Raw genomic sequence first — 26,207 nt, forward strand, 5'->3', positions numbered from 1 at the left:
CCGCGGGGGGGCCCCCGGGCGACCGCCACACACACCCACCCCACCGCCCCCCGGCCCCCCCCCCCCCCCGCCCCCGCTTCTCTGGGCGACTTCTCGGTGCGACTTCTCGGTGCGACTTCTCTGGGCGACTTCAGCCTTTGGGGACGCGGCGGGTTCGGAGGATGACGGCGGTGGAGACGGTGACGGCGCAGGCTCCGGTGATCGCGGCCGGGCTCCACCAGGTGAGGATGCCCAGGGTGATCGCGGTGGCCCAGAGGACGACGGCGGTCAGGATCAGGGTGATCGGGAAGCGTTTGCGGTGGGCCGGGGCCAGGGGCTGGGCGCCCTCCAGCCGGGCGCAGAATTCGGGATCGTCGCGCCTTAACTGGCGCTCCAGTTCTGCCAGTCGACGGCTGTCTTCCCTGCTCAGCATGTCGCCACCTCCGCTCCGGCCGCGGGCCACGCACCTGACCGGGAACATGACCACCCCGATCAATGCCATTGTTACTCGCGCGTTGCCTGAGCGATACCTGAAGAGACTCCAACCTGAGGACGAATCGCCGCCTTTGCCGGATAAGGCCGAAAATTCCGAGTTATCGACGGTCAACTTCTCCGGTGATCTGTCAAGAGCGAAAACGATCGTCGGCCGACCGGCGCGGGGCCGCGAGATATTCCTGCACCTGCTGTTGCTGCCGAGTCTTGAGCGCGCCCACGTTGTAGATCTCGTCGAGCGGGCCCATCAGCCGGGCGCCGGAACCGCCACGCCGCAAACGCCGGGCCAGCAGCACGAACGGCGCGAGCACGATGACCAGGCCGACCGCAACGGCCAGCACTCCGAGCACCTGAGTCATGCCGGACAGCCTATTCGAAGGTGACGGTGGCGGACGGAACACCGCGGGCGCGGGCCACGTGCATGGACTCCTCCTCGATGTCGGCGCGCTGGGGTGGGGTCAGCGGGCCGAACGGGGTCACCGTCAGGTCGACGCGCTTGCGGGCCACCAGCTTGGCCCGCCACACGCCGACGATCTCGCCGTCGGCCAGGACGACGCCCGGGTTGCCGAGGATGCGCCAGACCTCCTTCTGCCGGTCGCGGCCGGGCACCAGCAGATCGCGGTCACGGGCCTGGAGAAGAGGATCCATGCCGGGGAGGAGGCGGACGCTCTCCGGAGTCGGGGGCGACTCGAACTTCTTGACCGCGGACGCCGGCAACCAGCCCTTCTTGCCGTCGACGGTGACCTCGGCCAGGTCGGCGGGCCAGACCCGCTTGATCTCGGCGGTCGTGGTGCCCACATATTTCGCCACCTCGGCCGGGGTGGCGGGGCCGAGAAACCGCAGGTATGTCGCGATGAGGTCGGCCATGCCCTCGTTTGCGGAAGGGATCGGGGGGGCGCCGGGGATCGGGCCGAGCGTCGCCTCGCGGCCGCGGGACTCGACCTCGACACCGCCGGCCAGGCCGGCCACCTGCCAGATGTTGCCGCCGATGTGCCGGGCCTTGCAGGAACGGCACTCATAGGTCAGCTGTCTGGGCACCCGCTTGCTGACCTGGGTGCTCACCTCGCCCCGGGCCATCGAACGGGTCAGCACCTCGCGGAACGCGGCCGCGGTGACCCGGAACGCCTCGATGCCGAGCTTGCCCGCGTCGGGCATCTGACCGCTCTTGATGCGGGCGGCCGCGTCGGCGTCGGTGAGCGGCCACAGCTGCTGGACCAGGGCCGGAAGGTCACGGCGACGATGCAGGTGCGGGGCGCCGCGGGCCGCCCAGACCATGAGCAGCCGGTCGTCGTCGAAGTCGGCCGTGGTGCGCGCGGCCAGGGCGACCTGGAGGGAACCCGGCATGTATTCCTGCACGCCGAGATCGAGCACGTCGAGGTCGGCCGGCTTGGCCCGGCCACGCTTGGCCAGGCCGTGCGCGGCCACGCGGAATGCCATCACCTGGGCGCGGTCGGCCATCGAGCCACCTCTCGAAAACTAGGTGCGACGACCGTACCGCCGGGCTGCGACATTTCTCAGCCGTTCCATCCGGGAGCCGGCCCGGCCCTCGACCAGTTCCCAGGTGTCCAGGCTGGTCGGACCGTACGGGCCCTCCTGCAGGATCGGCGGCTCACCGGTCAGGCGGAAACCGCAGTGACGGGCCACGGCGGTGCTCCCGAAATTACCCGGATCGATCCGCAGAAGGAGGCGGGACAACTTCAGCGTGCCTTGGGCGTACGCCGAAAGCAGTGACAACGCACCCGCCGCGAGCCCCCGGCGCCGATGCGGCGCACCGACCAGATAGCCGAGCTCGGCCTCCTTGAGGCCGAGGTCGACGCCGAAGAGCAGGACCTCGCCGAGGGGCAGGTTGCCGTTGGTGGTGATCGCGAGCTGGATGCGCTGGCCGGTGGTGCGGCCCTGGTAGGCGCGTTTGAGATAGGCGATGCCGGCCTCGACGTCGAACGGTGACGGCATCGGCGTCCAGCGGGCGATGTCGGGGTCGTCGAGCATCACGACCAGGTCGTCGAGGTCGTCCGAACGCCACTCGCGCAGGACGATGCCGCCTCCCGTCAGAGTGAGCGGGTAGGGAAGGCGGCTCGCGGTCACCAGTGAATCGTGCCGGTAAAGGGGTGGTTCCGGCCAGTAGCGAGAGGGTTGTGAAGGTGTTGCGTGCGGGACAGTGGGGGCGTAGAGGCAGCAAGGCGGGCCGATCGAACAGACCAACGTGGACCGTCGAGAGGCTTGATCACCTGGGCTTTTCGGCGCTGCTTATGAGTAGTCGACGCGGAGGGCCTACGGTGGGGGCGTGGAAGAGCGGACGGCGGTTGCGCCGCGCCGAGGCGGTCCAGCGCGTCGCGGCGAGAACTACGGCGGCCGATCCCGGCAGGAACGCGCCAGCGACCGGCGGACGCGGATCGTGACGGCGGCGGTCCACCTGTTCGGCACCCGCGACTATGAGCAGGTCACGGTCGCCGACGTCTGCGCGGGGGCGAGGGTCTCCAAGCGCTACTTCTACGAGCACTTCACCGACCGGGAAGATCTGCTGCTGATCGTGCACCGCGAGCAGAACCACTGGCTGCTCGCCCAGGTCGCGGGCGCGGCCCCACGCCAGGCGGCGACGGCCGAGGAATTCCTGCGGCCGATGATGCGGACACTGATCGCCAAGCTGGTCGAAGATCCGGAACGGGCCCGGGTGATCTACGTCAACGCGCCGCGGATGGAGACCCGCCGCCGAGGCGTACTGCGGGAGGACGCCCAGCACTTCGCGCCGCTGGTCAACCGGTTCGTCGGGACGACGACCGACAAGCGGCGGCTGGAGCGCACGCTGCTGGCCCTGATCGCCGGGATCAGCGAGGTCATCATCGACTGGATCTCCCGCGGCATGGCCGAGGACCCGGACGAACTGGCCGAGCACCTGACGTGGATCGCCGGCCACCTGCTCGCCCGCTGACGTTTGACGCGCGCACTCGTCGGGCAGTCTCACGTTGATCAGGTACGCCTGTGTTCCGGACAAGGCCGGGAAAACGGGACTCCGGCCTTGTCCGGCGGGCGGGCACCCGCTCGGTCAGCCGGCGCTCGGTCAGCCGACGCTCGGTCAGCCGGCGCGGGTGGCGGTTATGGTCAGGCCGGCTCCGCGCAAGCGGTCGACCAGCGCATCGCCCATCGCGGTGGCCGGGGTCAGCACTCCGCCCTCGGACGGCGGCAGCGCGTCTCGGTCGAAGGCCAGCGCCAGCGCCGACTCGCCCAGCATGACCGCGGTCGCGGCGTAACCGGGATCGCCCTGGGCCCGGACCCGGGACCGGTAGCGCACGCCCGTCGTCGTGACGGTGAAGACGTCGACCGTGAAGTGGCCCGACGCGCGGGTGCGTTCGCTCGGGCCGGTGCCCGGATCGGGCAGGATCCGGTCGAGGATGGCCGGCGGCGTCACGGCCAGGCCGACCATGGCGGCGCCGAGGCCCAGCTTCAAAGCCCCGGCCAGCAGCGGCGAAAGCGGGGAAGTGCCGACGCTCATCGTCTCGCGGTAGCGGAACGCACGGCCGTACGACCAGCCCCGCAGGGCATTCGAGCGGCGCACGATCCGGGTGTTGAACGAGGCCATGAAGAACGGGGCGAGGCTGCCGCGCAGGGACGGATCGACCTCCGCGCCGGGCACGGTGAGCATGTCGGACTGGCGGCCCAGGTCGGGCTCCGCGGCGCGGTCGGGGCTCAGCGAATAGGGACTCGCCGCGATGCGGCGCCGCGCGCGGTCCTTCTTCAGCTCCTCCGCCTGGTTGCGGATGGTGCCGATGGTGCCACCGCTCATGCCGCCGCGGAGGCTGGTCACGACCAGGGTGGTGGTGGTCAGATCGCCCGCCTGGTCGGCCTTGACCTGCCGGTCGAGGACGTGGACGCCGATGTCGGAGGGAATCGAGTCGAAGCCGCAGGCGTGCACGATGCGGGCGCCGGTGCGGCGGGCCAGGTCGTGGTTGGCGTCGATGCTGTCGCGGACGAAGAGCACCTCACCGGTCAGGTCGGCGTAGTCGGTGCCCGCGGCGGCGCAGGCCGCGACGAGGGCGCGGCCATATTTCAGGTACGGCCCGACCGTCGTGACGACCACCCGGGTGGAGGCGGCGAGCCGGGCCAGAGCGGGTTCGTCGGAGGCGTCGGCGACCACGATCGGCCAGTCGACGCCCAACTCGGCCCGAATTCGAGTGAGCTTCGTCTCGGAGCGGCCGGCCAGCGCGAGACGAGCGCCGGCGGGGGCGTGCGCGGCCAGGTGGCGGGCGACGAGGGCGCCGGCGAAACCGGTCGCGCCGTAGACGACGACGTCGTACTCGCGTGTGGGCTGGGTCATGGTTGCCGATTCTGCATCAGACCAGGGGGCCACGGAGCGGATGGTTACCGACCAGTAATTTAATCGCGTCGCATATCGGTCATACTCGTCCTAAAGAAAGATCAAATAGGGCAATTACTGAGAACAACGTCACTAGACCTTGGCGATCGCCGAATCGGCCCGGCTAGGTTCGGTCGGTCCGCCAACGTGGACACCGTGGGCGGAACGCCGAGTCCTTGCCGCCGCCCGACGGAACTTAACCCAAGGCATGGAGCGGGGGACCCAAAAGTTCCTCGGCGCGCTGCTGCGCGCCTCGGGGTGAAGCCGCCATGCGCGGCCGGGCACCTCAGCCCGAACCCGACAGCTCACCTCGCAGGCGTGGAGGTTTCTCTGTCATGGCACAGATCCGTAAGCATGCCCGAATTGCCCTCGGCCTCACCGCCGCGGGCGTGGCGGGCACAGCCGCCCTGCTCGGCCCGGCCTCCGCGGCGCAGGCGTCCAGTGTGAACTGGGACGCGATCGCGCAGTGCGAGTCCGGTGGCAACTGGAGCATCAACACGGGCAACGGCTTCTACGGTGGCCTGCAGTTCACCAAGGGCACCTGGAAGGCGTACGGCGGCACGAAGTATGCCAGCACGGCCAACAAGGCGAGCCGGTCCGAGCAGATCGCGATCGCCGAGAAGGTTCTGCGCGGCCAGGGCATCGGTGCCTGGCCCGTGTGCGGCAGGAAGGGCGGCTCGACCAAGCACTACTCGGGCAGCAACACCAGCGGTTCGCACAGCAGCAAGTCGAGTCACAAGGCGACCCACAAGGCGAGCCACACCTCGAAGTCGGTGACCCACAAGTCGTCGAGGACCACCCACCACAAGGCGACCACCACCAGCCGGGTCGTGCGGTCGGCGTCGGTCAAGGCGACCGGCAAGACCTATGTGGTGCGTTCGGGCGACACCCTGTCGGCCATCGCGACGCGCTACCAGGTCAAGGGCGGCTGGCACGCCCTGGCCTCGCTCAACACCGGCATCATCAGCGACCCGAACCTGATCTTCCCCGGTCAGCGGATCGCGCTCTGAGCTGCCCGCTCTGAGCTGCCCGCTCTGAGCTGGCGACTTTGAGCTGGCCCGCCTTGAGCCAGCCCGGTGTGAGCCGGCCCACCTTGAGCCGGCCCGCTGTGAGCTAGAAAATTCCACCGCACCAACCCCCGGGTGCCCCATCCCCGGTGATCAGCCACTCCGGCCCCGTTCCGTGCGAAGCACGGTGAGCCATGGGTCAAGCCATGCCCCCGGGTGATCCCATGTCCACAGAGGCCACGGTGGCGAGTGCGCTGTGGTGGTGCCATTCCCCCCGATCGGCACCACCACAGCAGCACATCGTCGTGTCGCGCTAAGCGCCGACGCCGGCTCCCAGGCCAACGATCAAGCCTTCGCGAGATCGCCGGCCTGGGCGCCACGCCTTTCGCGACCGCGCTCGGCCAAACTCACCCTCGGCACAACCACGTTCAGCGCCACCGCGCACTGCCCAACCTCGCTCGGCCCGACCGCGCACTGCCCGACCCGCACTGCCCGACTCGCTCGGCCCAATCACGCCCGACCCAACCGCGCTCGGCACCACCGCGCAGTACCAACCGCGCTCGGCCCAACCGCGCTCGGCCCAACCGCGCTCGGCCCAACCGCGCTCGGCCCAGTCACGCTCAGCCCAACCGCGCTCAGCCCAATCACGCTCGGCCCAATCACGCCCGGCCCAATCACGCCCGGCCCAATCACGCCCGGCCCAATCACGCCCGGCACCACCGGCCCGGCACCACCGCGCATTACGCAACCAGGCTCGCCACAACCGCACGCTGCGCCACCACGCACTGGACGACTCGAGAAGCGATCAGCGCGACGCCGGTGTGACGAACTCGGGCTGATCGAGCACCCGCAGCCACGAGCCGTCGGGCTGGCGGCGCACCACCTGGGCGCGGGCGCCCGCGCCGTCGCGGGGTGGCGTCGAGGTCAGCGCCAGGTCGCCGCTGATCAGCGTGGGCAGCGGCTGCTCGGGCGTGAACTGCGGCATCTTGGGGAGCAGCTCGGCCCACAGCTTTTCGATCGCGGAGCGGCCGACGGTCTGGCGGCCGGGCGGATAGGCCATGACCGCGTCTTCTTCATAGAGCCGAGCCAGGCCCTCCGCATCTTTGGCGTTGGCCCGCTCGACGAACAGGCGGGTCAGGTCTTCGGGCGTCATTGCCTTCTCGTGTTCGCTCATGGCCCCACCCTGCCGGGGCGCGAGCCAGTAGTCCAACAGATGGTTGTTGTCGTAACTAGAATCCCCAGTTATGGAACTGCGCCAGCTCCAATACTTCGCCGCGGTCGCCGACGAGGCCAACTTCACCCGCGCCGCGGCCCGCGTGCACATCAGCCAGTCCGGCGTTAGTGCGCAGGTCAGGGCCCTGGAAAGGGAACTCGGGGCGGAGCTCTTCGACCGGTCCGGGCGCACCGCCCGCCTCACCGAGGCGGGACGCGAGGCTTTGCCGTACGCGAAGGCCGCGCTCGACGCCGTGGCCGGCCTCCGGCAGACCGTCGACCAGGTGCAGGGGCTGGTGCGCGGCCACCTGACGGTCGGCATGGTCATCGGCTGTGAGGTGAAGCCGCTGTTCGCCGCGCTGGCCGCGTTTCACCGCGAGCATCCGGCGATCGAACTGGAGCTCGCCGAGGACAATTCCGACCAGTTGGTGGCCGGTGTGCGGACCTCATTGCATGACATCGCGCTGGTCGGGCTGGCCGGTGATGTTCCGGAGCATCTGGCTTCCCACGTCATCGCCCGCGAAGGCCTGATCGTATTGGTGCCGCCCGATTCGGAACTGGCCGGCCGGGACGCGATAACCGTGGAGGAGCTCACCGCGTACCCGATCGTCACCCTGCCGGAAGGCACCGGCATCCGGGCCGTTTTCGACGAAGCCTTTATCTCCCAGGGTTTTATGCCCGATCTGGCGCTCGCCGCGTCGGCGCCCGGCGCCGTCGCGAGTCTCGCCGCCCGCGGTTTCGGCGTCGCGGTCCTGAGCGAGTCGATGGCCGCCAGCTTTCCAGATCTGAAAGCGGTGCCGATCACCGGAGTCCCCGTTCCGGCCGTGCTCGCGTTGGTCTGGCGTCCGCGGGTCAGCGCCGCGCTTCAAGCGCTGCTGCCACATTTGAAAGCAGCGTTCGGCTAGTCTCCGGGCGTGGCCGTCCCGCTTCGTGAACAACTCCGGAAAGCCCTGCCCGTCGCGATGAAAGCCCGCGACCGGGTCGCCGTCGGCGTGCTGCGATCCACGCTGGCCGCGATCGACAACGCCGAAGCCGTGGTGCCGGCGGAAACGAAGGCCCTCGCGATCGAGCAGTCGCCACTCGGGGTCGGGGCCGCCGAGGCCGAGCGGCGCGTCCTCTCCGCCGGCGACATCGCGCGGATCGTGCAGGACGAGGTCGATTCCCGCGAGGAGGCCGCCGTCGATTACGAGCGCGCCGGGCATGCCGACCGGGCGGCTCAATTGCGCGACGAGGCCCGCTTCCTGGGCGAATTCCTCACCGTTTCCTAGGGCCCAGGCGGCCTCCTCACCGTTTCCTGGCGGCTATCCGTTCGACCGTGCCGGCCTTGAGCCGTTCCGATTCCTCGATGAGCAGCCCGGCCCCCTCGACGATCGGGCGCGGGCGCCGCGTCATGTGCTCGCCGCCGTGGGGAATCGTGTAAATCTCCAGCAGCCGCTGACCCGCCCAGATCGGCCACCAGTTGCTGCCGATGTGGTCGAGCAGAAGCAGGAGGCCGCCCGGCCGAAGCACCCGGCACATCTCGAGAAGGGCGGTCCGCTCGTCGGGCACCGCGCACATGGCCAACGTGCACACGACGGTGTCGAAAGCGCCGTCGTCGAACGGAAGCGCCTCCACGTCGGCCTCTTTCAGTTCGATCGCGCGGCCGAGCGCGGCCGACCGGGAACGGGCCCAGGCGAGCATTTCCGGGCTCAGGTCGACGCCGGTCAGGCGCGCTTCGGGCGGATAGAGAGCGAGGTTGAGGCCGGTGCCGACGGCGACCTCGAGAACGTCGCCCCGGGCCCGCGAGCACACCCATTCCCGGCCGCCCCGAAACTGGAAGCGCTCCAAGAATCGCATCGCCCGGTCGTAGCGCGGGGCGACCTCGTCCCAGTAGCGACGCGATCTGATGGTCGGGTCTTCGACTTCCATCGGGCACCTCCCGGTCGGCCCTCCATGACATCAGAGCGGCACCATCGACGTCGACCGCTCCGTGTTCCGCCCCGGTTCACCGGAAATCTCGACGCCGTTGGTCCGGGCACCGCAAGGTTCTCGTGGCGTAAGCGGCGAGGAGCGGTGAATGCGGGCGGCACGGCGAAGCGGTGGAGTCACCGAAACCATCCGAGTGGCTCCCGGCGAGCGCAACGCCACGCAGAGCATCGAGGCCGCGTTGCGGTCGGCGGCGCCCGGACAGACCGTGCTGCTCTCCCCCGGCGTCTACCGCGAAGACCTGGTCATCGACCGCGAGGTCCGGCTCGTCGCCGAGTTGGGCCGGGGCACGGTCTGGCTGATCGGGCGCGTGCCGGTGCGGCTGACTGCCGCCGCCACCCTCGCCGACCTGGTGTTGACCGGGGGCGACCCGGGCGAGGCGGTGCTGTCGGTGACCGGGGGCAGCCCCGAGATCGTGGGTTGCGAGTTCCGGGACGGACGGGTCGAGGTCTCCGGCGGGGCCGCACCCGAGCTGCGCGACTGCCGGTTCACCGGCGGGCGGCTGGCCGGACTGTACGCGCTCGGTGACAGCGTGGTCCGGATGACGAGCTGCCTGGTCAACGGCGTGGACGGGATCGGCGTGGTGGCCGGCGGATCGGCCCGCGTGTCGATTGAGGACTGTTGGGTCAGCGGGGTCAGCGGCTCGGGCCTGCGGGCCCGCGGCAACGCCCGGGTCGAGATCGCGCGCGGCGGGCTGACCGCCCCCGGGCGGCACGGCGTGCTGGCCGAGGAGACCGCCGAGGTGACCGTCCGCGAGGCGGCGATCGAGCGGAGCGGCGCCGACGGTGTGCTGGCGAGCGGGTCGGCCCGGGTCGACCTGGTCGGGTGCCGGATCGCCGACGGGGCCGGGGCGGGCGCGGTCGCGACCGACCGGGCCGAGGTGACACTGTCCGGCACCGGGATCGACCGGGCCGCGACGACCGGTGTGGTCGCGCGCGGCGAGGCGACGGTCCGGGTCACCGGCGGGTCGGTACGGCACGCGGGCGGTAACGGGATCTTCGTGTCCGAGCGGGCCACGGCCACGCTGAGCGACACCGCGGTCGGCGACTCGGCGTACAGCGCGGTGCACGCCGGCGGCTCGGCGCGGCTGACCGCGACCCACCTGTGGATCGGGCCGTCGGCCGAGCACGGGCTGCACCTGATCGGCGAGGCGACCGCCGAACTGACCGGCGGCCGGGTCCGTGGGTGCGCTCTGGCCGGGATCAGCCTCGAGGACCATGCCTCGGCCCAGGCGACCGGCACGGTGCTCGACGGCAACCGCAACGGCGTGCTGCACGGCTCGGACCGGCCGGTGAAGCTCACCGAGTGCGTGGTCAGCGCCAGCGAGCGGGCCGGGGTGCAGATCGGCACCGGTGCCACGGCCGAGATGAGCGACTGCCGGGTCGAGCGCACCGGCACCGCCGGCATCGTCTTCGAGAAGGACAGCGGCGGCTCGGTGACCAAGTGCTCGGTGACCGGCGCGGCCGGCTCGGGCATCGTGGTGTGGACCGGCGCGACCCCGGACGTGCAGGAGAGCTCGTGCACGGAGGGCGGCAAGAACGCGCTCTTCGTCGGTGAGGGCGGCGGCGGCACGTTCACCGACTGCGTCTTCACGGCCAGCGCGTTCCCGGCTGTCCACGTCGGATCGAAGGCGACCCCGAAGCTGGTGCGCTGCCGGATCCGGGACACCGAGGTCGACGTGGCCCTGGACGACGACGCGGATCCGACCTTCGAGGACATCACGCTCACGGACGTACCGAATTCGCTGTTGCCCGGCTCGGCCGCGCCCGCCCCGGAAGGCGGTGGCGGCACGGCGGCCGAACAGGAGGCCGACCTCCCGGAGTTGCTCGCCGAACTGAACGCGCTCGTCGGCCTCGACCGGGTCAAGCAGGACGTGCAGGCCCAGGTTAAGCTCATGCAGACCGTGCGCCGCCGGCAGGACGCCGGCCTGGCCGCGCCGCCGCTGAGCCGGCACCTCGTCTTCGCCGGCAACCCGGGCACCGGAAAGACCACCGTGGCCCGGCTCTACGGCAAGTTGCTGACCGCGCTGGGCATGCTCGAACGCGGCCACCTGGTCGAGGCCGACCGTACGGCGATGGTCGGCGAATACGTCGGGCACACCGCCCCGCGCACCCAGGGGATCTTCCGCAAGGCGCTGGGCGGGGTGCTGTTCATCGACGAGGCCTATTCGCTGGTGCCGCCGGGCAACCCGCAGGACTTCGGTCACGAGGCGATCGCCACGCTGGTCAAACTGATGGAGGACCACCGCGACGACGTGGTGGTGATCGTGGCCGGATACCCGCTCGAGATGGGCCGGTTCGTCGCCTCCAATCCCGGTCTGGCGTCCCGGTTCTCGCGCACGCTGACCTTCGAGGACTACGGGCCGGACGAGCTCACCGAGATCGTCGAGACCCAGTGCCGGCAGCACGAATACCGGCTGGCGCCCGACGCCCGGGAGGCGCTGCACGCCCACTTCGCGACGCTTGATCACGGCCACGGTTTCGGCAACGGGCGTGCCGCGCGGCAGCTGTTCCAGCGGATGACCGAACACCAGGCCCAGCGGGTGGCCGATCTGACCGATCCGTCCACTGACGACCTGCTGGAATTGACCGCATTGGACATCCCGGTCGGCGGTTAACAGCCTATGAAATAAGGGTTTTTTCCTCGCTTTGCCGTCTAATCGAACATAGCGTCCTGGCTGTGATGGGCGTGCCGCGGGAACTCACCGCCTGGTTCGAGGACGTGCTGGTGCCCGAGAGCACCCCGCTGCTGCGGCGCTACGTGCGCCAGCTGGTGCCGGGCGACCCGCACCGCGCCGACGACATCGTGCAGGAAACCCTGCTGCGCGGCTGGCGGCACATCACCACGTTGGCCGCGACCCGCTCCCCGCAGGCCTGGCTCTCCCGGGTCGCCCGCAACGTCGCCATCGACTGGGCCCGCCGGCACGCGGCCCGGCCGACCGAGGTCGACGAGGACCTGGCGACGTTCCCGGCACCCGACGACGAGCACTACGACGCGGCCCTCGACCGCACGGTGCTGATCGGCGCGCTGCGGCGGCTGTCACCGGCCCAACGGGAGATCCTCGTGCTGGTGCACTGCGAGGACCGTACGCACGCCGAGGTCGCGCACTCGCTCGGCGTGCCGGCGGGGACGGTGAAGTCCCGCGCCTTCTACGGCACCCGGGAACTGCGCCGCGTGCTCGGCGACATCGGCGTCACCGGCTAAAACTTCAAAAGAGCGAGGACATCGGGCGGCAGGGCCGCTTGCGGTTCCTCCGGTACGGGCGGGGGCTGCGCGCCGTGCTTGTACGGCAGTGGCCGCACCTCCTCGCCCAACTGCTCGGACATCTTCTCGGCGACGTTGGTGAGCCAGCGCTTCACGTCGGCCGGCTGCACGCCCGGACGGACCTTGTCCGACATGTACCGGCCCGACTTGTCGTTGACCGTCCACACTCCGGTGCCGGGGTCGCGGCTGAGTTCGCCGCTGATGCGGGCCGGGCCGGCCCAGGCGGTGCCGTCGTCGGTGAAGCGGGCGCCGATCGTCGGGTGGCCCTGCTCGTTGATGCTCGCCTTCAGCTGCTCGACGGTCAGGGTCGGATCCTTGGCGTACATGGCCGTGAACAGCTCGCCGATCTGCCGGTCGGAGACCGCGGTCAGCAGCTCCTCGCTGCCGATCCAGATCTGCCCGCCGGGGTCGACGACGTAGTGCCAGTGGGCGTCCGGGCGTCCGGCCCAGACGAAGTCGTGGAAGCCGGAGAGCGGCATGAGCGCCGGGTTGATCCGCACCTCCTGCGTCGGCAGGGCGTCGCCCTTTACCCCCTTGGCGTCGTGGGGCTGGGGCGGCGACAGCTCGAACGGCTTGACCTTCTTCGGATAGACCGCCGGTCCGTATTCGACGTCGAGGTCGGCGGGCCCGCGGTCGGCCTCGGCCGGCTCGCGGGAGTGCGAGAGCAGATTGGTCATGCCGCGGTCGAACTCGGCCGGCTCGCGCAGGTGCGAGAACGGCTCGGGCGGCGCGCCCTCGGTGGTGTCGGCGAGCAGGTTGAGCACGGACTCCGGGAGGGCCGGGGGCGCCGGCGGCCGGCCGGGCGGGGGTGGCGGAGGGAGCTGCGAATCGTCCTTGGGCGCGGGCGGTGGGGGCGGGGGATCCTGCGGCGGGGGCGGGTCGCTGTGTTTGTAGGGCTGGGGGCGGACTTCGGTGCCGAAGTGGTCGGACATGCGGGCGGCCACGTTGGTGAGCCAGCGTTTCACGTCCGGCGGCTGGATGCCGGGGCGGACCTTGTCGGACATGTAGCGGCCGGACTTGTCGTTGACCGTCCAGACGCCCTTGTCGTCGCGACTCAGTTCGCCGCTGATGCGGGCCGGGCCGGCCCAGGCGGTGCCGTCGTCGGTGAAGCGGGCGCCGATCGTCGGGTGGCCCTGCTCATTGATGGCGGCCCTGAGCTGCTCGATGGTGAGCGTCGGGTCCTTGGCGCTCATCGCGGTGAACAGGTCGGCGATCTGGCGCTCGGAGACCGCGGTCAGCAGTTCCTCGCTGCCGATCCAGATCTGGCCGTCCGGCGCGACCACGTAGTGCCAGTGGGCCTCGGGCCGGCCCGCCCACAGGAGTTCGTCGAAGTCGGCGAGCTTCATCAGGGCGGGGTTGACGCGCACGGCCTGGGTTTGAAGGGCGTCGCCCTTGACGCCTTTGGCGTCGTGCGGCTGCGGCGGTGAGAGTTCGAAGGGTTTGACCTTCTTGGGGTAGACCGCCGGGCCGTAGTCGTGATCGAGATCCTGGGTGGCCGCCGCACCGCGTTCCGACGAAGCGGGGGCCTTCCGCACGTCGAAGACGGCGTGGTCACCGGTGACCGGTGCGAACACGTCGTCGGCGTCGCGGAGGCCGAGGATGCCGTTGTGCAGGCCGATCTGCCCGGTGCGCACCTGTTCGGCGATCTCCGGGGCGAGCCGGTTGAACTCGGCCACCCGCTGGTCGTAACGGGCCCGCAGAGCGGGACTCGCGTCCTTCGGCAACGTCAGCGCGGTCGCGCCGAGCAGGCCGTGGTCCGGGGCGCCGGCCGGGCGCATCAGCCCGGCCAGGCCGATCGTGTGCTCGCTCGCGCCGAGCTGCACGTCGAGCTTGTTGATCGTCTCGGCTCTGATCGACTGAGGCCGGGGAACAGCGAGGCCGTCCCTCCAGCGGATGCCGGCCGGGTCGGCCGGGCGTACGTAGATGGCGAGGCCGTGCCGGTCGGCGAAGGTCTGGAAGCGGTCGACCCGCGGGGCATGCGAGGAGCCGAGGTTCTTGAGCTGGTTCCAGCGGCGGAGACGCTTGGCGAAGGCGAGTGAACCGTCGGGGCGCGGAGTGAACGGCTTCGACAGTTTGTGGAGCACGCTGCGCGACAGGTTCTTGAGCGTCGCGAACGGGGCGGGCCCGGCGGGGCGAACCGCGGGCGAGACCGCCATGTAGTGGTCGCCCGAGCGGAAGATGTCGACGACGTCGGCACCCTCGCGTCCGGCCAGGGCGGGCGCGATGCCCGTCTGGTGCACCCGGAACTGCACGTCCAGGGTGTCCGCGAGCAGCGGCAGGAACGCCTCGCCGAGCGGTGTGCCGTACGCGTTCTCCCAGTCGGCGACCGCGCGCACCAGGCCGTCGAACTCGTTCCGGTCGAGGGCCCGGTTCGCGTCCAGGTAGTGGTGCGCGGTCACGTCCCGCAGGGTCGCGTCGTCGAGTTTCGCGAGTTCGAAGTGGACGCCGCGCTTGGCCAGGTAGTCGAACATCTGCCGCATCGACAGCGCGTCGTCGTGCAGGCCGCCGTGGGCGTTGAGCTTGATCTCGCGGGTCGCACGGATCGAGGCCGAGTTCGCCGACCTGCCGCTCGCGACCAGTTCGGCGGTGCGGGTGGTCTGGTACGCCTCGCGCAACTGCGACAGCGGGAGCAGCTGACCGGTTTCGGCACGGGTCACGCCGTACGCGTCGAGGCGCGCGAGCAGAGCGGCGCGCGACATTCCGTCGATCTCGTCCCGGACCCCCGCCATGATCGCGTGGTTGCGGTATTGCCGCACGACCTGCGTCGGCACGTGTTCGCGGCCGAGGGTCTGCAGGTGGTTCTCGGCGAGGTTGCGCAGTTGTTCGGCGGCGTGACCGAGGTCGGTCTGGGTCGGTACGAGCCCGTCGTCGTTGCGGATGCCGTTGCCGCGCCACGTTTCCAGGTCGCTCTGGATGCGCCGCGGGTTGCCCAGCCAGTCGTGCAGGCCGGTGCTCGCGTCGAGGCGTGCCCGCACGCGGTCGGGGGCGCTGCCGAGCACCGAGTAGAGCTGGCAGCGACCCTCCCCGGGCACGTTGTGGATCAGACCGCCGGGCACCGCGCCCGGCGTGGCCGGGACCGGGACCGAGACCTTCTTCTTGAGTTTGTTCACCGGCCTGGCCGCCGAAACGGGGACCGCGGCGCGGGATTTCGCGGTGGCTCCGTCGTAGTGGTCGCCGTCGCGGTGCACCTGGATGAGCGGCGCGTCGTCGCGGCCCAGCGTGAGCGGGTCGAACCGCGGCTGGTGTACGTCGATCCGGGCGTCGAGCCCGTGCGCGAGCAGCGGCAGGAACGTCTCCCCGGCGTTGCCCGCCCAGGCCGTCGGCCAGTTCTCGACCGCGTCCATGATCTGCGCGTATTCCATGTCGTCGAGCGGCCGAGCCGGGTCGACGTAGTGGTCCATCGCGCGGTCGTACAGCTCGCCCAGGCTCGCATCGGGGTGCACCTCGCCGGTGACCCGCTCGATCAGCTGCTCCCGGCTCAGCCCTTCGACCTCGGTGCGCATGAGTCCGAGGTTGTTGTGCCGGAACGCGTTGATCGCGGCGAGCGGCACCGACGCCGCGCCGCCGTCGTGGAGGTTGCGGTGGACCAGCGTGCGCAGGTGGCCCGCGGCCTGAGCGAGCTCGGATCCGGCCGGCACCGGGCCGGGCCGGCGCACCATCTCGCCGATCTGGCTGCGCACCTGGCCCGAGTTCTTGAGCCAGGCGTGCAGTTCGGGCGAGCCGAGGCCGGCCGTGGCGAGCCGGTCGCCGATGAGCGAGGGGTTGCTCGCGACCATCGAGTAGAGCTGGCAGTTGCCGTCCCGCGGCACGGCGACCGGCAGCATGGGGGTGGCCTTGTCGGCCGGGCCTTGGATGTGCTGGGCGAGTTCGGTCATCCGCACGTCGGTGGCCGAGGCCGAGGCGACCCCGAGGTAGTCGTGACGGAACTGGTCGAGCAGCTTGTACTGCTGCTGCTCGAGCGCCCACCACTTCTCGCCGGCCGTCTCCCACGCCGCGACGAGCCCCGGAATCTCCTGCTCCTTGGCACCCCCGGGATCCCGGTACGCGTCGAACCGGGTCGCGTCGAGTTTCTCGGCCGCCGCCACGAACTCGTCCGCCGCTGTCGCCAGGTTCTTCTCGTGGGCGACCAGCGTCTCGAAGGCGCCCTTGCTCGCGTCCGAGGACAGGCCGAGCGCGGTCCGGGAGTCGTGCAGGCCCATCCGCAGCGTGACCACCGAGATGTCGTCCGGCGACGCGCTGCTCACGAACTTCGTCTTGCCGAAGGTCTTGTCGAGCTGGATGGTGATCTCGACCCGGCTGAGGTAGTCGATCGCGGCCGACCGGCTCTCCGGCTTGGTGTTGCCGAGCACGCCGGTCGACCCGCTGCCGCTCTCGGTCGCGACCTGCGAGTCGCCGGCCGAGATGCCCGGGCCGCCCTGTTCCAGGGCCTGATAGGCGTCGTCGGCGTAGCCGCGGCCGACCAGCGGGATCCGCGGGGTGCGCAGCGACTGGACGATCTGGTTGGTGCCCGCGCTGTAGCCCGAGGTGGTCAGCGGGGCGTGCTCACGGAACACGCCCGAGCTCACCCCGCCGAGCGAGGCCGCCTCGGGCACCAGCTTGATGTTGACCTTGGCGCTCTGCCCGAAGATCTGGGCGCTGACCGCTTTCGGCAGGTCGAGGCCGTCCTTGGTGATCATCTGGCCGACGCCGGGCAGCAGGATCGCCGGGGTGAGGCCCTGGTGGATGGTGTGCGCGCCGGCGTAACCCGGCTTGGCCAGTCGCTTGGCCGCGCCGGTGAGCAGCTTCTCGACCGTCTTCTGAAGGTGCGCGATCTGGGTCATGTCCTCGGCCGAGAACCGGGGCGGGATCGGCAGGCCGTTCGAGGTGGTCCAGCCCGGGCCGAGCTCGCCCGGCTGAGCGATCTCATAGGGGGCAGGCGCCTTGACCTCCTCGGCCGGATCGCGGGGCAGCCGCAGGTCGTCGGCCCACCGGTCCTGCTCGACCACGTCGTGCACGACCAGCAGCGGCTCGCCGACCGGCTTGCCCCGGTCGAACACCATCAGCGAGAACTTGGCCGGGAACGTCATCCGGGCCTTCACGCCGCGGCCCGAGCTCATGTTGGTGTGTACGGTGGTGAGGCCGCTGGCCTGCGAGTTGGCGGTGTGCGAGGAGGCGCCGACGCTGTCCCCGACGCCCATCGCCAGGTTCTCGCCGTGGTGGTTGGAGACGCCGGTGCCGCTGGCCGTGCCGAACACCGACGAGCCGTGGGTGCGCTGCACGGTCGTGCCGGTGTCCTGCACCAGCGTGGTCTTGATGTCGAGGTCGTCGTGGCTGGCCACGAAACCCTTGAACACCGGCTCGCCGGCCGGTTCCGCGATCAGGCGTACGTCGCGGGCGTGCTGGGTCATCCGGCCCGGCTTCAGGTGCAGCACCGAGACGCCACCGTCGACCATGGACGGCCAGTGCTGCTTCACCCCGAGCGGCGTGAACAGGTAGAGCAGCCGGCGCCGATTCAGCATCGGGTCGGCCAGTCCGCGGCCGTTGATCGAATCAGCGATCCTGGTGGACGCCAAGGCCTTTCGGGCCGGCGCGATCAGGTCGGGCGTCTCGCGGAACGCGTAGAGGCCCAGGCCGGGACCGTGGCCGGGGGCCAGCCGCAGCGACGTGCTGACCGACGGGAACCACGGCTTGGCGATCGTGCCCGGGTCGGCGTCGAGCTTGGGCAGCAGCCCCAGCTTCTCGACCACGTCGGCCTCGAGCCGCAGATAGACGGCGTTGGTGATGGTGCCGTCGCGCTGGATCGACTTGAAGTGGTGCAGCCAGTCGCCGCTGCGCAGGGCCTGCGGGATGATCGCGAACCGGTCCGGATCGGTGGTGATCTCGGCCGCCACGGTCACCCGCATGTCGAACTTCACGACGTACGCCCGGGTCTTGCCCTTGCGGTTGTTGGCGTTGCGCTCGATGGCGCCGGACAGGCTCTCGCTTTTGCGCTCCGTCCTGGCGTACGCGATCTTCTCGACCCCGCCCTGCAGGACCCCGCCGCCACCGTGCGTGCTGCCGGTCGTGCCCGGCTTGCGGATGTTGGCCGATCCGTTGACCCGGCCGACGATCTGGTGCTCGGTGCTCTTCGCGCCGTCCACCTCGACGCCGCCGATCGACGCGTTCTCGACCGTGATGTGACCGTGCGCCGGGAGCAGCTCGGGCTTGCTCAGCGAGACCGAGACGGCCAGGTCGACCTGGGCGCCGTCCTCGTTGCTCATCAGCTTGTCGACGGTCCACTGGTCGTTGAGCATCGCCCGGAGCTGGCCGACCTCGTCGATGTCGTTGAGCCGCCCGATCAGGCCGATCCAGAGCGACTTGCCCTCCTCCAGCCCGTCGATGCCGTACTGGCCACCGATCCTGGTGTGGGAGAACACGTCGTCGGCGTACTTCTGGGCCGCGGTCAGCGCGTCGCGGGCCAGGTCGAGGATGAACCTGTTGCCCGGCATCGCCTCGATCGAGAGCCAGTCGTGCACCGGAAGCTTGTCCCCGGCGTCGACCCAGTCGCGCAGGGCATTGACATCGAGCTGGGTGCGGCGGCTGACCCCGAGCGCGTCCGGACGAGGGGTGAAGACCGGCTCCTGCGTGAGCTGGTGGGGCAGCACGGTGCTGTTGTCGTAGAGGACGCGTACGGGTTTGGACTCGGTGAGCCGGTAGCGGGTGAGTTCCCCGACCACCTCGGTGGCCGGCGCCGGGGCATGGGTGGCCGACGGCCGGGCCGGGCGCGGCGAAACGATCTGGCCCATCCCGACCCGCGACTTCGGCTGGAGGCCCGGCCGCTTGGTGTACGAGTACACGTGCACGGTGATCTCGAGCTGGTTGCCGAAGACCTGGGAGTCGGGGGTGCCGCCGTTGAGGCGTACCTCGTTGCCGGTCAGCTGGGAGCCGCCCTGCTTGCCGAAGCGCCCACGATATTCGACCGCGCCGTACGGCGAGAGCGCGGCCGAGACGTGGTCGTCGCTGAACCGGAAGACGCCGCCGCCCTCGAGGGTCACGTTGCCGCGCCACTGCCCGGCGGCCACGATCTTCGTTTGCGTTCCGTCCGAGCGGACGTTGCGGACCGCCTGCCCCTTCTCCTGGCCCAGGTGGTCGAAGTCGTTCACGTAGCGGCCGGTCACGTGCACGACGACGTGCCGCGTGCCGATCTTCTTGGTGCGGGTCAGCTCGGCGATCAGGCCCCACTTGAGCAGCGCCGGCTGGCCCTGGCGCAGGCCGGCCGGGGTGATCACGCGGTCGAGGGCACTCTGGTTGCGGGCCCGCTCGATCGCGGTCCGGCTGCTGCCCATCCGGGTCACCCGGGTCTGGTCGGCGAACTTGGGCAGGAAGCCGCCCTCGAACCGCCGGATCAGCTCGATCACCTCGGACTGCAACTGGCCGAAGTCGGTCAGGCCGTAGGTGACCGAGCGGCCGCCGGTCTTGGCGTAGGGCGGCACGAACCAGGTCTTCGGCGACGGGGTGAGCGTCCTTACGCCGCCCGCCAGCTCGATCGCCTTGGTGAGTGGAAGACGCCCGAACACGACCAGGTCGACGTCCATCACGGGAACCCGGCCGTCGGACCACAAGCGGCTGCCCGGCACCTCGCGAACGGCCGGCGTCACCTTCAGCCGGATGTGCGCCTCGACCCCGACGTTCTTGATGTCCTTGAACTCGGTGCCGATCCGGGACGCGCTCGCCGACGAATGCGAGGCGGTCAGCGACCGGAAGAATCCGCCCGACAGTCGCAATTGGGCATAGCCCGGCCCGAACGCCCAGCGGATCGGGATGACCGACAGCGCGCCGCCGGTGCGCGAGGTCTGCTGCACCTTGGTGGCCGAGCCGATGCCGGGCTGCCAGCGGAACGACGTCTTGTCGATCTTGGCAAGCACGCTGAACTCGGGCATCGTCGCCTCGAGTTGGAGCGAGAGCGCGTGAGCGTTGTGCGCGCTGCTGATCACCGGCGGGTGGACCGGGCCGTCGAGGGCCGGGATCAGGTGCGAGATGACCGACGACTCGGAGAACAGGTCGCGCGCGTTGCCGGCCCCGAGTGAACCCGGATCGACCGTCTTGCTGGGGTTCAGCTTGACCAGGATCTGCTCGGACACCTGCTGCCAGGTGTGGGCGGGAACTGTGCCGTCGTCGAGGTCGAGGCCGGCGCGCAGGATGCGTACCGGGGTGAAGTGCTCGACGATCTCGGCCATCGCCTGCTCGTCGAGATGGACCGGGGTGACGTTCCCGGCGCCGGTCGCCTTGGCGATGTCGTCGACCGAACGGAAGGCGACGTCGGTGTCGACCGGGGTGGCGGTCTTACTGATGCCCTGGCCGATGCCGGCGCGCGCGTCCTCGGCCGTGATGTGGAACTTCACCGGGGTGTCGACGAGGTGCGAGGGACCGCCGCTGCGGACGTTGTGGGAGTCGGTGAGGCGTACGGTCTCCTCGGCCGATTCGATCGGCCGCGAGAGGGCCATCTCGCCGCCGAACCCACCGCCCGGGCCGATGCGCTGCGGGATGGTGACGTTGGCGCCGAGGGCTCCGGTTCCGCCGGTGGTGACCGACTCGCGCGTGCCCTGCGAGAAGTCGGCCCGGGTGTCGAATTTGGCCTTGTCGTCGGCCTGGCTGAGGAACTTCGTGTCCTCGGGCTTCCAGTCCGGGCGGATGGTCACCCGGTGCCAGGCGCCGGTGCCGTCCTCGACGTCGAAGCTGCGTCCGCCGGAGGCGAAGAACGACTGCTTGTCGGTGCGCAGCGCCTCGGCGATGTGCGAGGTGTCGACGGCCTTGCCGGCGAACAGCGGGACCTTGCCGCGCCAGCTCTCGTCGAGGCGGGCGTGGACGGCCGCGTTGACGCCGGCGTCGATGTCGGTGACGAGCCGGTCCAGGTCGCCGATCGAGTCGACCTCGTAGAGCAGCTCCGGCCGCTTCGCATAGAAGCCGGGAAGGCCGCCCTTCGGCGGCTCGATCTTCGGCTCGGCCGGGACCGCCTTGTTCCCCAGCGGGACGAGCGGGATCTCCTCCGCCTCTTCGGCGATGGCGTCGAGAGTGGTCTCGAAGCGCACGTTCGGCGCGACGTCGAGGAGCGATTCCCAGAGGTTCTCGGGCGGGTGCGTCACCAGCGCTTCGCTCGCCCTGCTCCCCAGAGAACCAGAGAAATGCGGGGCCAGGACTTCGGCTATCTGGCCGAGGGCGGCCGGGCTTATTTCGTACGCCTCGTCGTGCGCCTGTGGACCCATGAGGTCGTGGGCCGTCGTACCGGTCGGCTCGACCGGCCGGAGCAGAGCATCGTCCCGCAAAAGCCCATCCTGGGCCCCCAGGTAGTGCACGACCTCGTGGGCGTAGGCGCCCGGGGTCGCGCCGACCTTCCACGCACCCTGGTTCATGCCGTCGACACCGTGGCCGACGTGGACGCTCGTGTGAGCGAGGGCCGGGTCGTCGACGAACTCGACCGCGACCCGGATCGGCTGGTCGTGGCCGGGCAGCCGGGGCGCGGGGTCGTTGACGAACCGCCGCACGCCGTCGTGGGTGGCCGCCTTGAGGTCGGCCAGCTCGTGCGGGGCGACCGTGGCGTCGGCGTCGAGGTGCACCTTCAGCGTGAAGGTCAGCTCCTGGTCGGTCGCGGTGAGCTGGTAGCGGACGGCGATCCGCTCGCCGCCGCCGACCGGCCGGCTGACCGTGAACGGGTGGTCGCCGGCCGCCTTCTCGAACCGGAACGGCTCCCGCAGCGCGGTCCACCGGTCGGTGTCGACGTCGACGGTCCGGCCGGGATCCGGTGTTCTCGTGGCTCCGCCGAGCAGTTCGCGGGGTGGCACCAGGTCGTCGCCGACATGCTCGGCCGGCGGCCTGACCATCTCGGCCGACTGATCGCCGACGATCTTCGGCTGCCCGGCCTTCGGAGCGTCCACTTTGGGCTCGGCCTTGGGGCCAGCGGGCAGATCGCGCGGTGGCTCGGGGAAGGACGGGAGGTCGGCGCCCGGGTCCTTCGGCGTGGTCGGAAGGTCGTGCGGGGTCGCCGGGAACGACGGCGGGGTATCGGTGTGGGTGAACCCGGGGGCGTGGTCGAGCGGCGGCCGGTCGTCCGCGCCGCGCAGGGCCGCCAGCTTGTCCGAGAGGCTGGTGAACTCGGCCGCGTTGGCGTCGCGCAGGTCCTCGGACAGGCTCGACAGGCTCCGGTCGAGCCGGGTGTCGAGCGGCGTGATGTGGTCGGCCGACGACATCGCCTGGCTGATCTGGGCGCCGCGATGTTCGCGGTACTGGTCGAGCCGGGCCATGTAGTTGTCGAGGATCCGGTCGATCGTGGCCTGGTCACCGCCCGCCGCGCCGAACGCGTCCTGCCACGTCTCGTGCTCGCCGGCCGGCAGGTCGCCGGTGCCGTCGCGCAGCTCGCCGAGCTTTCCGTCGCGCTCCAGTGACCGGATCCGCTCGGTGTAGCGGCCGAGCACGTCGGCGTCCGCGTTCAGGTCGGCGGCCAGCGCGAACTCCTGCTGCCACCGCGCCCGCTCACCCTCGCTCATGCCGAGCAGCTCGTTGTGGCCGTCGCGCAGCGCGGTGAACCGCTCCCCCAGCAACGCCTCGCCCGGATCGTGGGCCGGCACGGTCGGCAGCTCGGGCGGCGGCGCGTCGTCGCCCCCGTCGAAGTGCGGCCCGTGGTCCTCGACCGGCGGCCCGTCGTGCCCGTCCCGCAGCGCCGAGAGCCGCGCCTCCAGGTCGTCGAACTCGCCGGCCTCGGACGCTTCCGGCAAGTGCTCGGGCGGGTGCGGCAGGTCGTGCAGCCGCTGGGTGACGATGTAGCCGGCCAGCGCGTTCTCGTACGCGTTGAGCAGGTGTTGGAGGTCGTCGGCGTGGCCGAGCGAGGCCGCCCGCTCGATGCCGGCCGCGTGTTCCAGCCACTCGACCTTGCCCATGCCGAGCTGGGCCGCCCGCCCGTGGCCGCCGTCCACATGCGACCGGAACGACTCGAGCCGGATGTCGAGGTTGTGCGCGTCGATCCGGCTGTGCAGCGCGTTCAGGTGCTCGGCGGCGTCGCCCAGGCGGCCGTCGGTCAGCGCGGTCCGGGCGTCCGTGGTCAGCCGCTCGACCTCGTCACCGGGCAGGTGGGCCTGGCGGGCGTCGTGGGTGAGCTGGTCGAGGCGTACGGAAAGCTCGTGCGCACCCGGCGCACGCACCGGGTCCCCGGTCGGCGCGTGCGGCATCGCGTGGTCGCCGCGCAGCGCGTCGAGCCGGGTCCGCAGCTGTGCGTCGGTGAGGTGGTCCGCCGCCGGCTCGGGGGTGTGCGGCGGCTCCTCGGCTCGCGCGTCCGAGAGCCGGCCTTCGAGGTGGGTGAGCCGCTCGTGGGCGGTCGAGCGGGCGATCGCGTCGGCCGGTGAGAGCGAGGGCGGCGTCGGGAAGTCGGCGGCCGTGAGGTGCGTGGTGTGGGTGCTCCCGCCGGGCCCGTGGTCGAGCGCGCTCAGGTGGGGCCGGTGGTCGGCGCCACGCAGGGCGTCGAGGCGGGCGCCGAGCTCGTCGACGCTGGTTCCGGGGTGGTGGGCCGGCACCGAGGGCAGGTTGAGCTCGAGGTGTGCCGGATCGGTGTGGGTGTTGGCGGCCAGCGTCTTCAGCTGCAGCTCGGCGCCGGCCAGGTCGGGATCGCTCGGGTGGCCGGGGCCGCGCAGGTCGTCCAGCCGCTGCTGAAGGTGCGCGTCGTCGAGATGGGCCGGGTCGAGGTGCTCGATCTTCAGGCCCTCGGCGGTGCGCTTGACCAGCGACTCGGCGACCCGGATGTCCTTCTGGGCGCGGGCCACCGCCAGCGCGTCGCCGGAGGCGTTGCCGAGCGAGTCGTGGGCCCGCCGCAGCTGGTCGAGCGCGTGCAGGTGGTTGGCCTGGGCGGGCGAGACGAAGCCGGCCTCGTCGGGCCGCGGCGACTGGTGGGACAGGTTGACCACGTCGTGGTCGAGTGCGGCCTTCGGGTGGGCGAGCAGGTTCATCGCCCGGTCGACCGAGAGCTGGCGGGCGGGCGGCCCGGTCAGGTCGAGCTTGCCCAGGTCGCCGCCGTGCACCGAGCCGAGGTTGCCGGTGTGCAAGGCACCGAGCGCCTTGGTGTCGACATGGCCGGCGTTCAGGTGGACCGGGCTGCCCAGGTCCGCGCCGTGGGCATGGAACGCCGTCTCCGGCAGGCCCAGGTTGAACGAGACCCCGGTGTCCGAGATCCGCATCGCGCTGACGTCGCCGGTGTTGAGGGCTCGCATCTCGGCGCCGCCGAAGCCCGGCAGCCCGTCGATGCCGTTCGTGAACTTGTTGAGGCCGGCGCCCAGGTTGCCCATGTGCATGTTCGGCATCGGGACCGCCCCGAGCCCGCCCATCGCCGGGAGGTTCAGGTGGTCGACCGCGCCGAGGTTGCCGACGTCCGTCCTGCCCGGTGCGCTGAGGTCGAAGCCGCCCAGGTGCAGCGCGTTCGCCGTGTTCAGGTGGTTGAGGCCGGCCAGGTCGTGCGCCCCGACGGTGCTGATGCCGGAGAAGTCGACGCCGGTGGCGGACAGGCTCATGTTCGGCGTGTGCACGTTCGTCATCGCGTGCTCGGTCAGGTCGGGCAGGTGCAGGCCGCTCGGGCTGAAGTTGAGCGCGTTCCCGCCGCCGACGTGGGGCGTACCGCCGGGGTGGATGACGTTGACGTGGGTGAGGCCCTCGACCAGCCGGGCGCCGGTGCCCAGCGCGCCCAGCTTGCTGAATTCCGAGATGTTGAGTCCGCGGCCGAGGACGCCGACCTTGAACGCGCCGAGCACGCCGAACTTGCCGATCTCGTCGGCGGCCAGCGGGGTGAACAGGCGCAGCGCCTTCCATCCGCCGAACTCGTTCGCCGCCAGGGTCTTGATCTGGGTGACCGCCACATGGGCCAGGCCCGAGAAGTCGGTTCCCTTGATCGTCGTGAAGGCCCGGTTGAGCGCGCCCGGAAAGGTCACCGCCAGCGCCCGCGGAACGTCCTGCACCACGAAGTTCTTCAGCGTGACGAACCCGTGCACGGCCAGGTTGTCGAGCGACGTGACGAACTTCGGGATGCTCAGCAGGCCGATCTTGACCGAGTTGGCCACCACCACGCTGATGTCGCCGATGTTGGCGAAGACCTGCCCGAAGCTGAAGTTGTGGGCGATCGTCCAGAAGTCGGCCAGCCCCCGGGTGATGGTCGTCGCGCCCGACTTCGCGAACTTGACGATGTTCTTCCACGCCGCGCCGGCCAGCTTGGTCAGGCTGCTGAGCGAGATCAGTGGCCGGGTGCTCGGTCCGAGCACCGAGAGCAGGCCGAGCACCAGTCCGAGCAGGTTGGTCTTGCCCTCGGCGAAGTCGACGATCGTCTTGATCGCCATGACCGCGCCGAGGCCGAACGCGATCAGGCCGAGCGGACCCCCGACGAAGATCGCGATGACCGAGATGACCAGCACGATCCAGCCGAAGATCTCCCAGAAGATGTCGCACGCCGACTTCGGCGTCTTCGGCGACTTGATGTACGAGGCGGCGTCGTGGATCGCCGTCTGGAGCGTGCTCGCCGCGCCCTTCAGGTCCTCGCCGGCCGACTTCGCGTCGCCCTGCAGCGTGGTGACCCGCTGCTCGTCGGCGCCGCCGGCCTGGTTCAACGCGGTGTCCGCTTTGGACTGCGCCTCCCGCAGCGCGGTCACGTACGTACGGATCGCCGGGCCGGCGGCGGTGAACGCCTGCTTGACCCCGGCCACGAAGCCCTGCATCTCGGTGGTGACCTGCTTGCGCAGCCAGTCCGCGGTCTTGCCGACGAACGCGCCGTCGCCGCTCTTGGCCACCACCTGCGACAACCCGGAGTCGGCGGTCTGGGCGTTGGTGGCCATGTTGTCCATGTAGTCGGCCACGCTGAGCAGGATGTCCGGGTCGCCCGGGGTCGGGTCGCCGTCGAGCTTCAGGGCCGACCAGTCACTCGGACGTGCCACCGTGCCTCCCACCGTCGTGTTCCG

At 70.7% G+C, this 26,207-nt stretch carries 14 protein-coding genes and 1 riboswitch; of the genes, 6 read left to right on the forward strand and 8 right to left on the reverse strand.

Going from position 1 to position 26,207, the window contains the following annotated elements:
- Nucleotides 1-130: 130 nt before the first annotated feature.
- From AB0M88_RS24115 to AB0M88_RS24130, 4 genes are all read right to left on the reverse strand, one after another.
- Entirely contained in the window at nucleotides 131-412 is a 282-nt protein-coding gene (locus tag AB0M88_RS24115; RefSeq protein ID WP_364105792.1) for a DUF3040 domain-containing protein, read from the reverse strand.
- Between the two features lie 190 nt (nucleotides 413-602).
- On the reverse strand, nucleotides 603-830 hold the full coding sequence (locus AB0M88_RS24120; protein WP_364105794.1) for a hypothetical protein: 228 nt from the start codon (nucleotides 828-830) through the stop codon (nucleotides 603-605).
- 10 nt (nucleotides 831-840) lie between these two features.
- On the reverse strand, nucleotides 841-1,929 hold the full coding sequence (locus AB0M88_RS24125; RefSeq protein ID WP_364105796.1) for a crosslink repair DNA glycosylase YcaQ family protein: 1,089 nt from the start codon (nucleotides 1,927-1,929) through the stop codon (nucleotides 841-843).
- 18 nt (nucleotides 1,930-1,947) lie between these two features.
- Entirely contained in the window at nucleotides 1,948-2,556 is a 609-nt protein-coding gene (locus tag AB0M88_RS24130; RefSeq protein WP_364105798.1) for a GNAT family N-acetyltransferase, read from the reverse strand.
- Between the two features lie 199 nt (nucleotides 2,557-2,755).
- Here AB0M88_RS24130 and AB0M88_RS24135 point away from each other — a divergent pair, with 199 nt between their 5' ends.
- Nucleotides 2,756-3,400: a TetR/AcrR family transcriptional regulator gene (locus tag AB0M88_RS24135; protein ID WP_364105800.1), complete on the forward strand. Its 645-nt coding sequence runs from the start codon at nucleotides 2,756-2,758 to the stop codon at nucleotides 3,398-3,400.
- 144 nt (nucleotides 3,401-3,544) lie between these two features.
- On the opposite strand, the gene AB0M88_RS24140 is transcribed toward AB0M88_RS24135, so the two are convergent.
- Nucleotides 3,545-4,783, reverse strand: coding sequence for a saccharopine dehydrogenase NADP-binding domain-containing protein (locus AB0M88_RS24140; protein ID WP_364105802.1), 1,239 nt, complete (start codon nucleotides 4,781-4,783; stop codon nucleotides 3,545-3,547).
- A 227-nt stretch (nucleotides 4,784-5,010) separates the two neighbouring features.
- A riboswitch (cyclic di-AMP (ydaO/yuaA leader) is annotated at nucleotides 5,011-5,151 on the forward strand.
- 6 nt (nucleotides 5,152-5,157) lie between these two features.
- On the opposite strand from AB0M88_RS24140, the gene AB0M88_RS24145 reads away from it, so the two are divergent.
- Nucleotides 5,158-5,832, forward strand: a complete 675-nt coding sequence (locus AB0M88_RS24145) for a transglycosylase family protein (RefSeq protein ID WP_364105804.1) — start codon at nucleotides 5,158-5,160, stop codon at nucleotides 5,830-5,832.
- An 802-nt stretch (nucleotides 5,833-6,634) separates the two neighbouring features.
- On the opposite strand, the gene AB0M88_RS24150 is transcribed toward AB0M88_RS24145, so the two are convergent.
- The gene (locus tag AB0M88_RS24150; protein WP_364105914.1) at nucleotides 6,635-6,982 is read right to left on the reverse strand and encodes a nuclear transport factor 2 family protein; all 348 of its coding nucleotides are present in this window, start codon (nucleotides 6,980-6,982) and stop codon (nucleotides 6,635-6,637) included.
- Between the two features lie 91 nt (nucleotides 6,983-7,073).
- Between AB0M88_RS24150 and AB0M88_RS24155 the strand changes: the two genes are divergently transcribed.
- Both AB0M88_RS24155 and AB0M88_RS24160 read left to right on the forward strand, forming a co-directional pair.
- A complete protein-coding gene (locus AB0M88_RS24155) occupies nucleotides 7,074-7,946 on the forward strand; it encodes a LysR family transcriptional regulator (RefSeq protein ID WP_364105806.1) in 873 nt (290 codons plus the stop codon).
- Nucleotides 7,947-7,955: 9 nt separating this feature from the next.
- Nucleotides 7,956-8,309: a hypothetical protein gene (locus AB0M88_RS24160; protein ID WP_364105808.1), complete on the forward strand. Its 354-nt coding sequence runs from the start codon at nucleotides 7,956-7,958 to the stop codon at nucleotides 8,307-8,309.
- Between the two features lie 16 nt (nucleotides 8,310-8,325).
- Here the strand turns inward: AB0M88_RS24160 and AB0M88_RS24165 are convergent, their stop codons facing one another.
- Nucleotides 8,326-8,949: a class I SAM-dependent methyltransferase gene (locus AB0M88_RS24165; RefSeq protein WP_364105810.1), complete on the reverse strand. Its 624-nt coding sequence runs from the start codon at nucleotides 8,947-8,949 to the stop codon at nucleotides 8,326-8,328.
- A 148-nt stretch (nucleotides 8,950-9,097) separates the two neighbouring features.
- On the opposite strand from AB0M88_RS24165, the gene AB0M88_RS24170 reads away from it, so the two are divergent.
- The gene (locus AB0M88_RS24170; RefSeq protein ID WP_364105812.1) at nucleotides 9,098-11,623 is read left to right on the forward strand and encodes a right-handed parallel beta-helix repeat-containing protein; all 2,526 of its coding nucleotides are present in this window, start codon (nucleotides 9,098-9,100) and stop codon (nucleotides 11,621-11,623) included.
- 65 nt (nucleotides 11,624-11,688) lie between these two features.
- Entirely contained in the window at nucleotides 11,689-12,210 is a 522-nt protein-coding gene (locus tag AB0M88_RS24175; protein WP_364105916.1) for a sigma-70 family RNA polymerase sigma factor, read from the forward strand.
- Here AB0M88_RS24175 and AB0M88_RS24180 read toward each other — a convergent pair.
- A complete protein-coding gene (locus AB0M88_RS24180) occupies nucleotides 12,207-26,183 on the reverse strand; it encodes a hypothetical protein (RefSeq protein WP_364105814.1) in 13,977 nt (4,658 codons plus the stop codon). The two genes, AB0M88_RS24175 and AB0M88_RS24180, sit on opposite strands and share 4 nt — an antisense overlap.
- Nucleotides 26,184-26,207: the final 24 nt, after the last annotated feature.

This window comes from Actinoplanes sp. NPDC051411 (genome assembly GCF_040682075.1).
Lineage (GTDB): Bacteria > Actinomycetota > Actinomycetes > Mycobacteriales > Micromonosporaceae > Actinoplanes.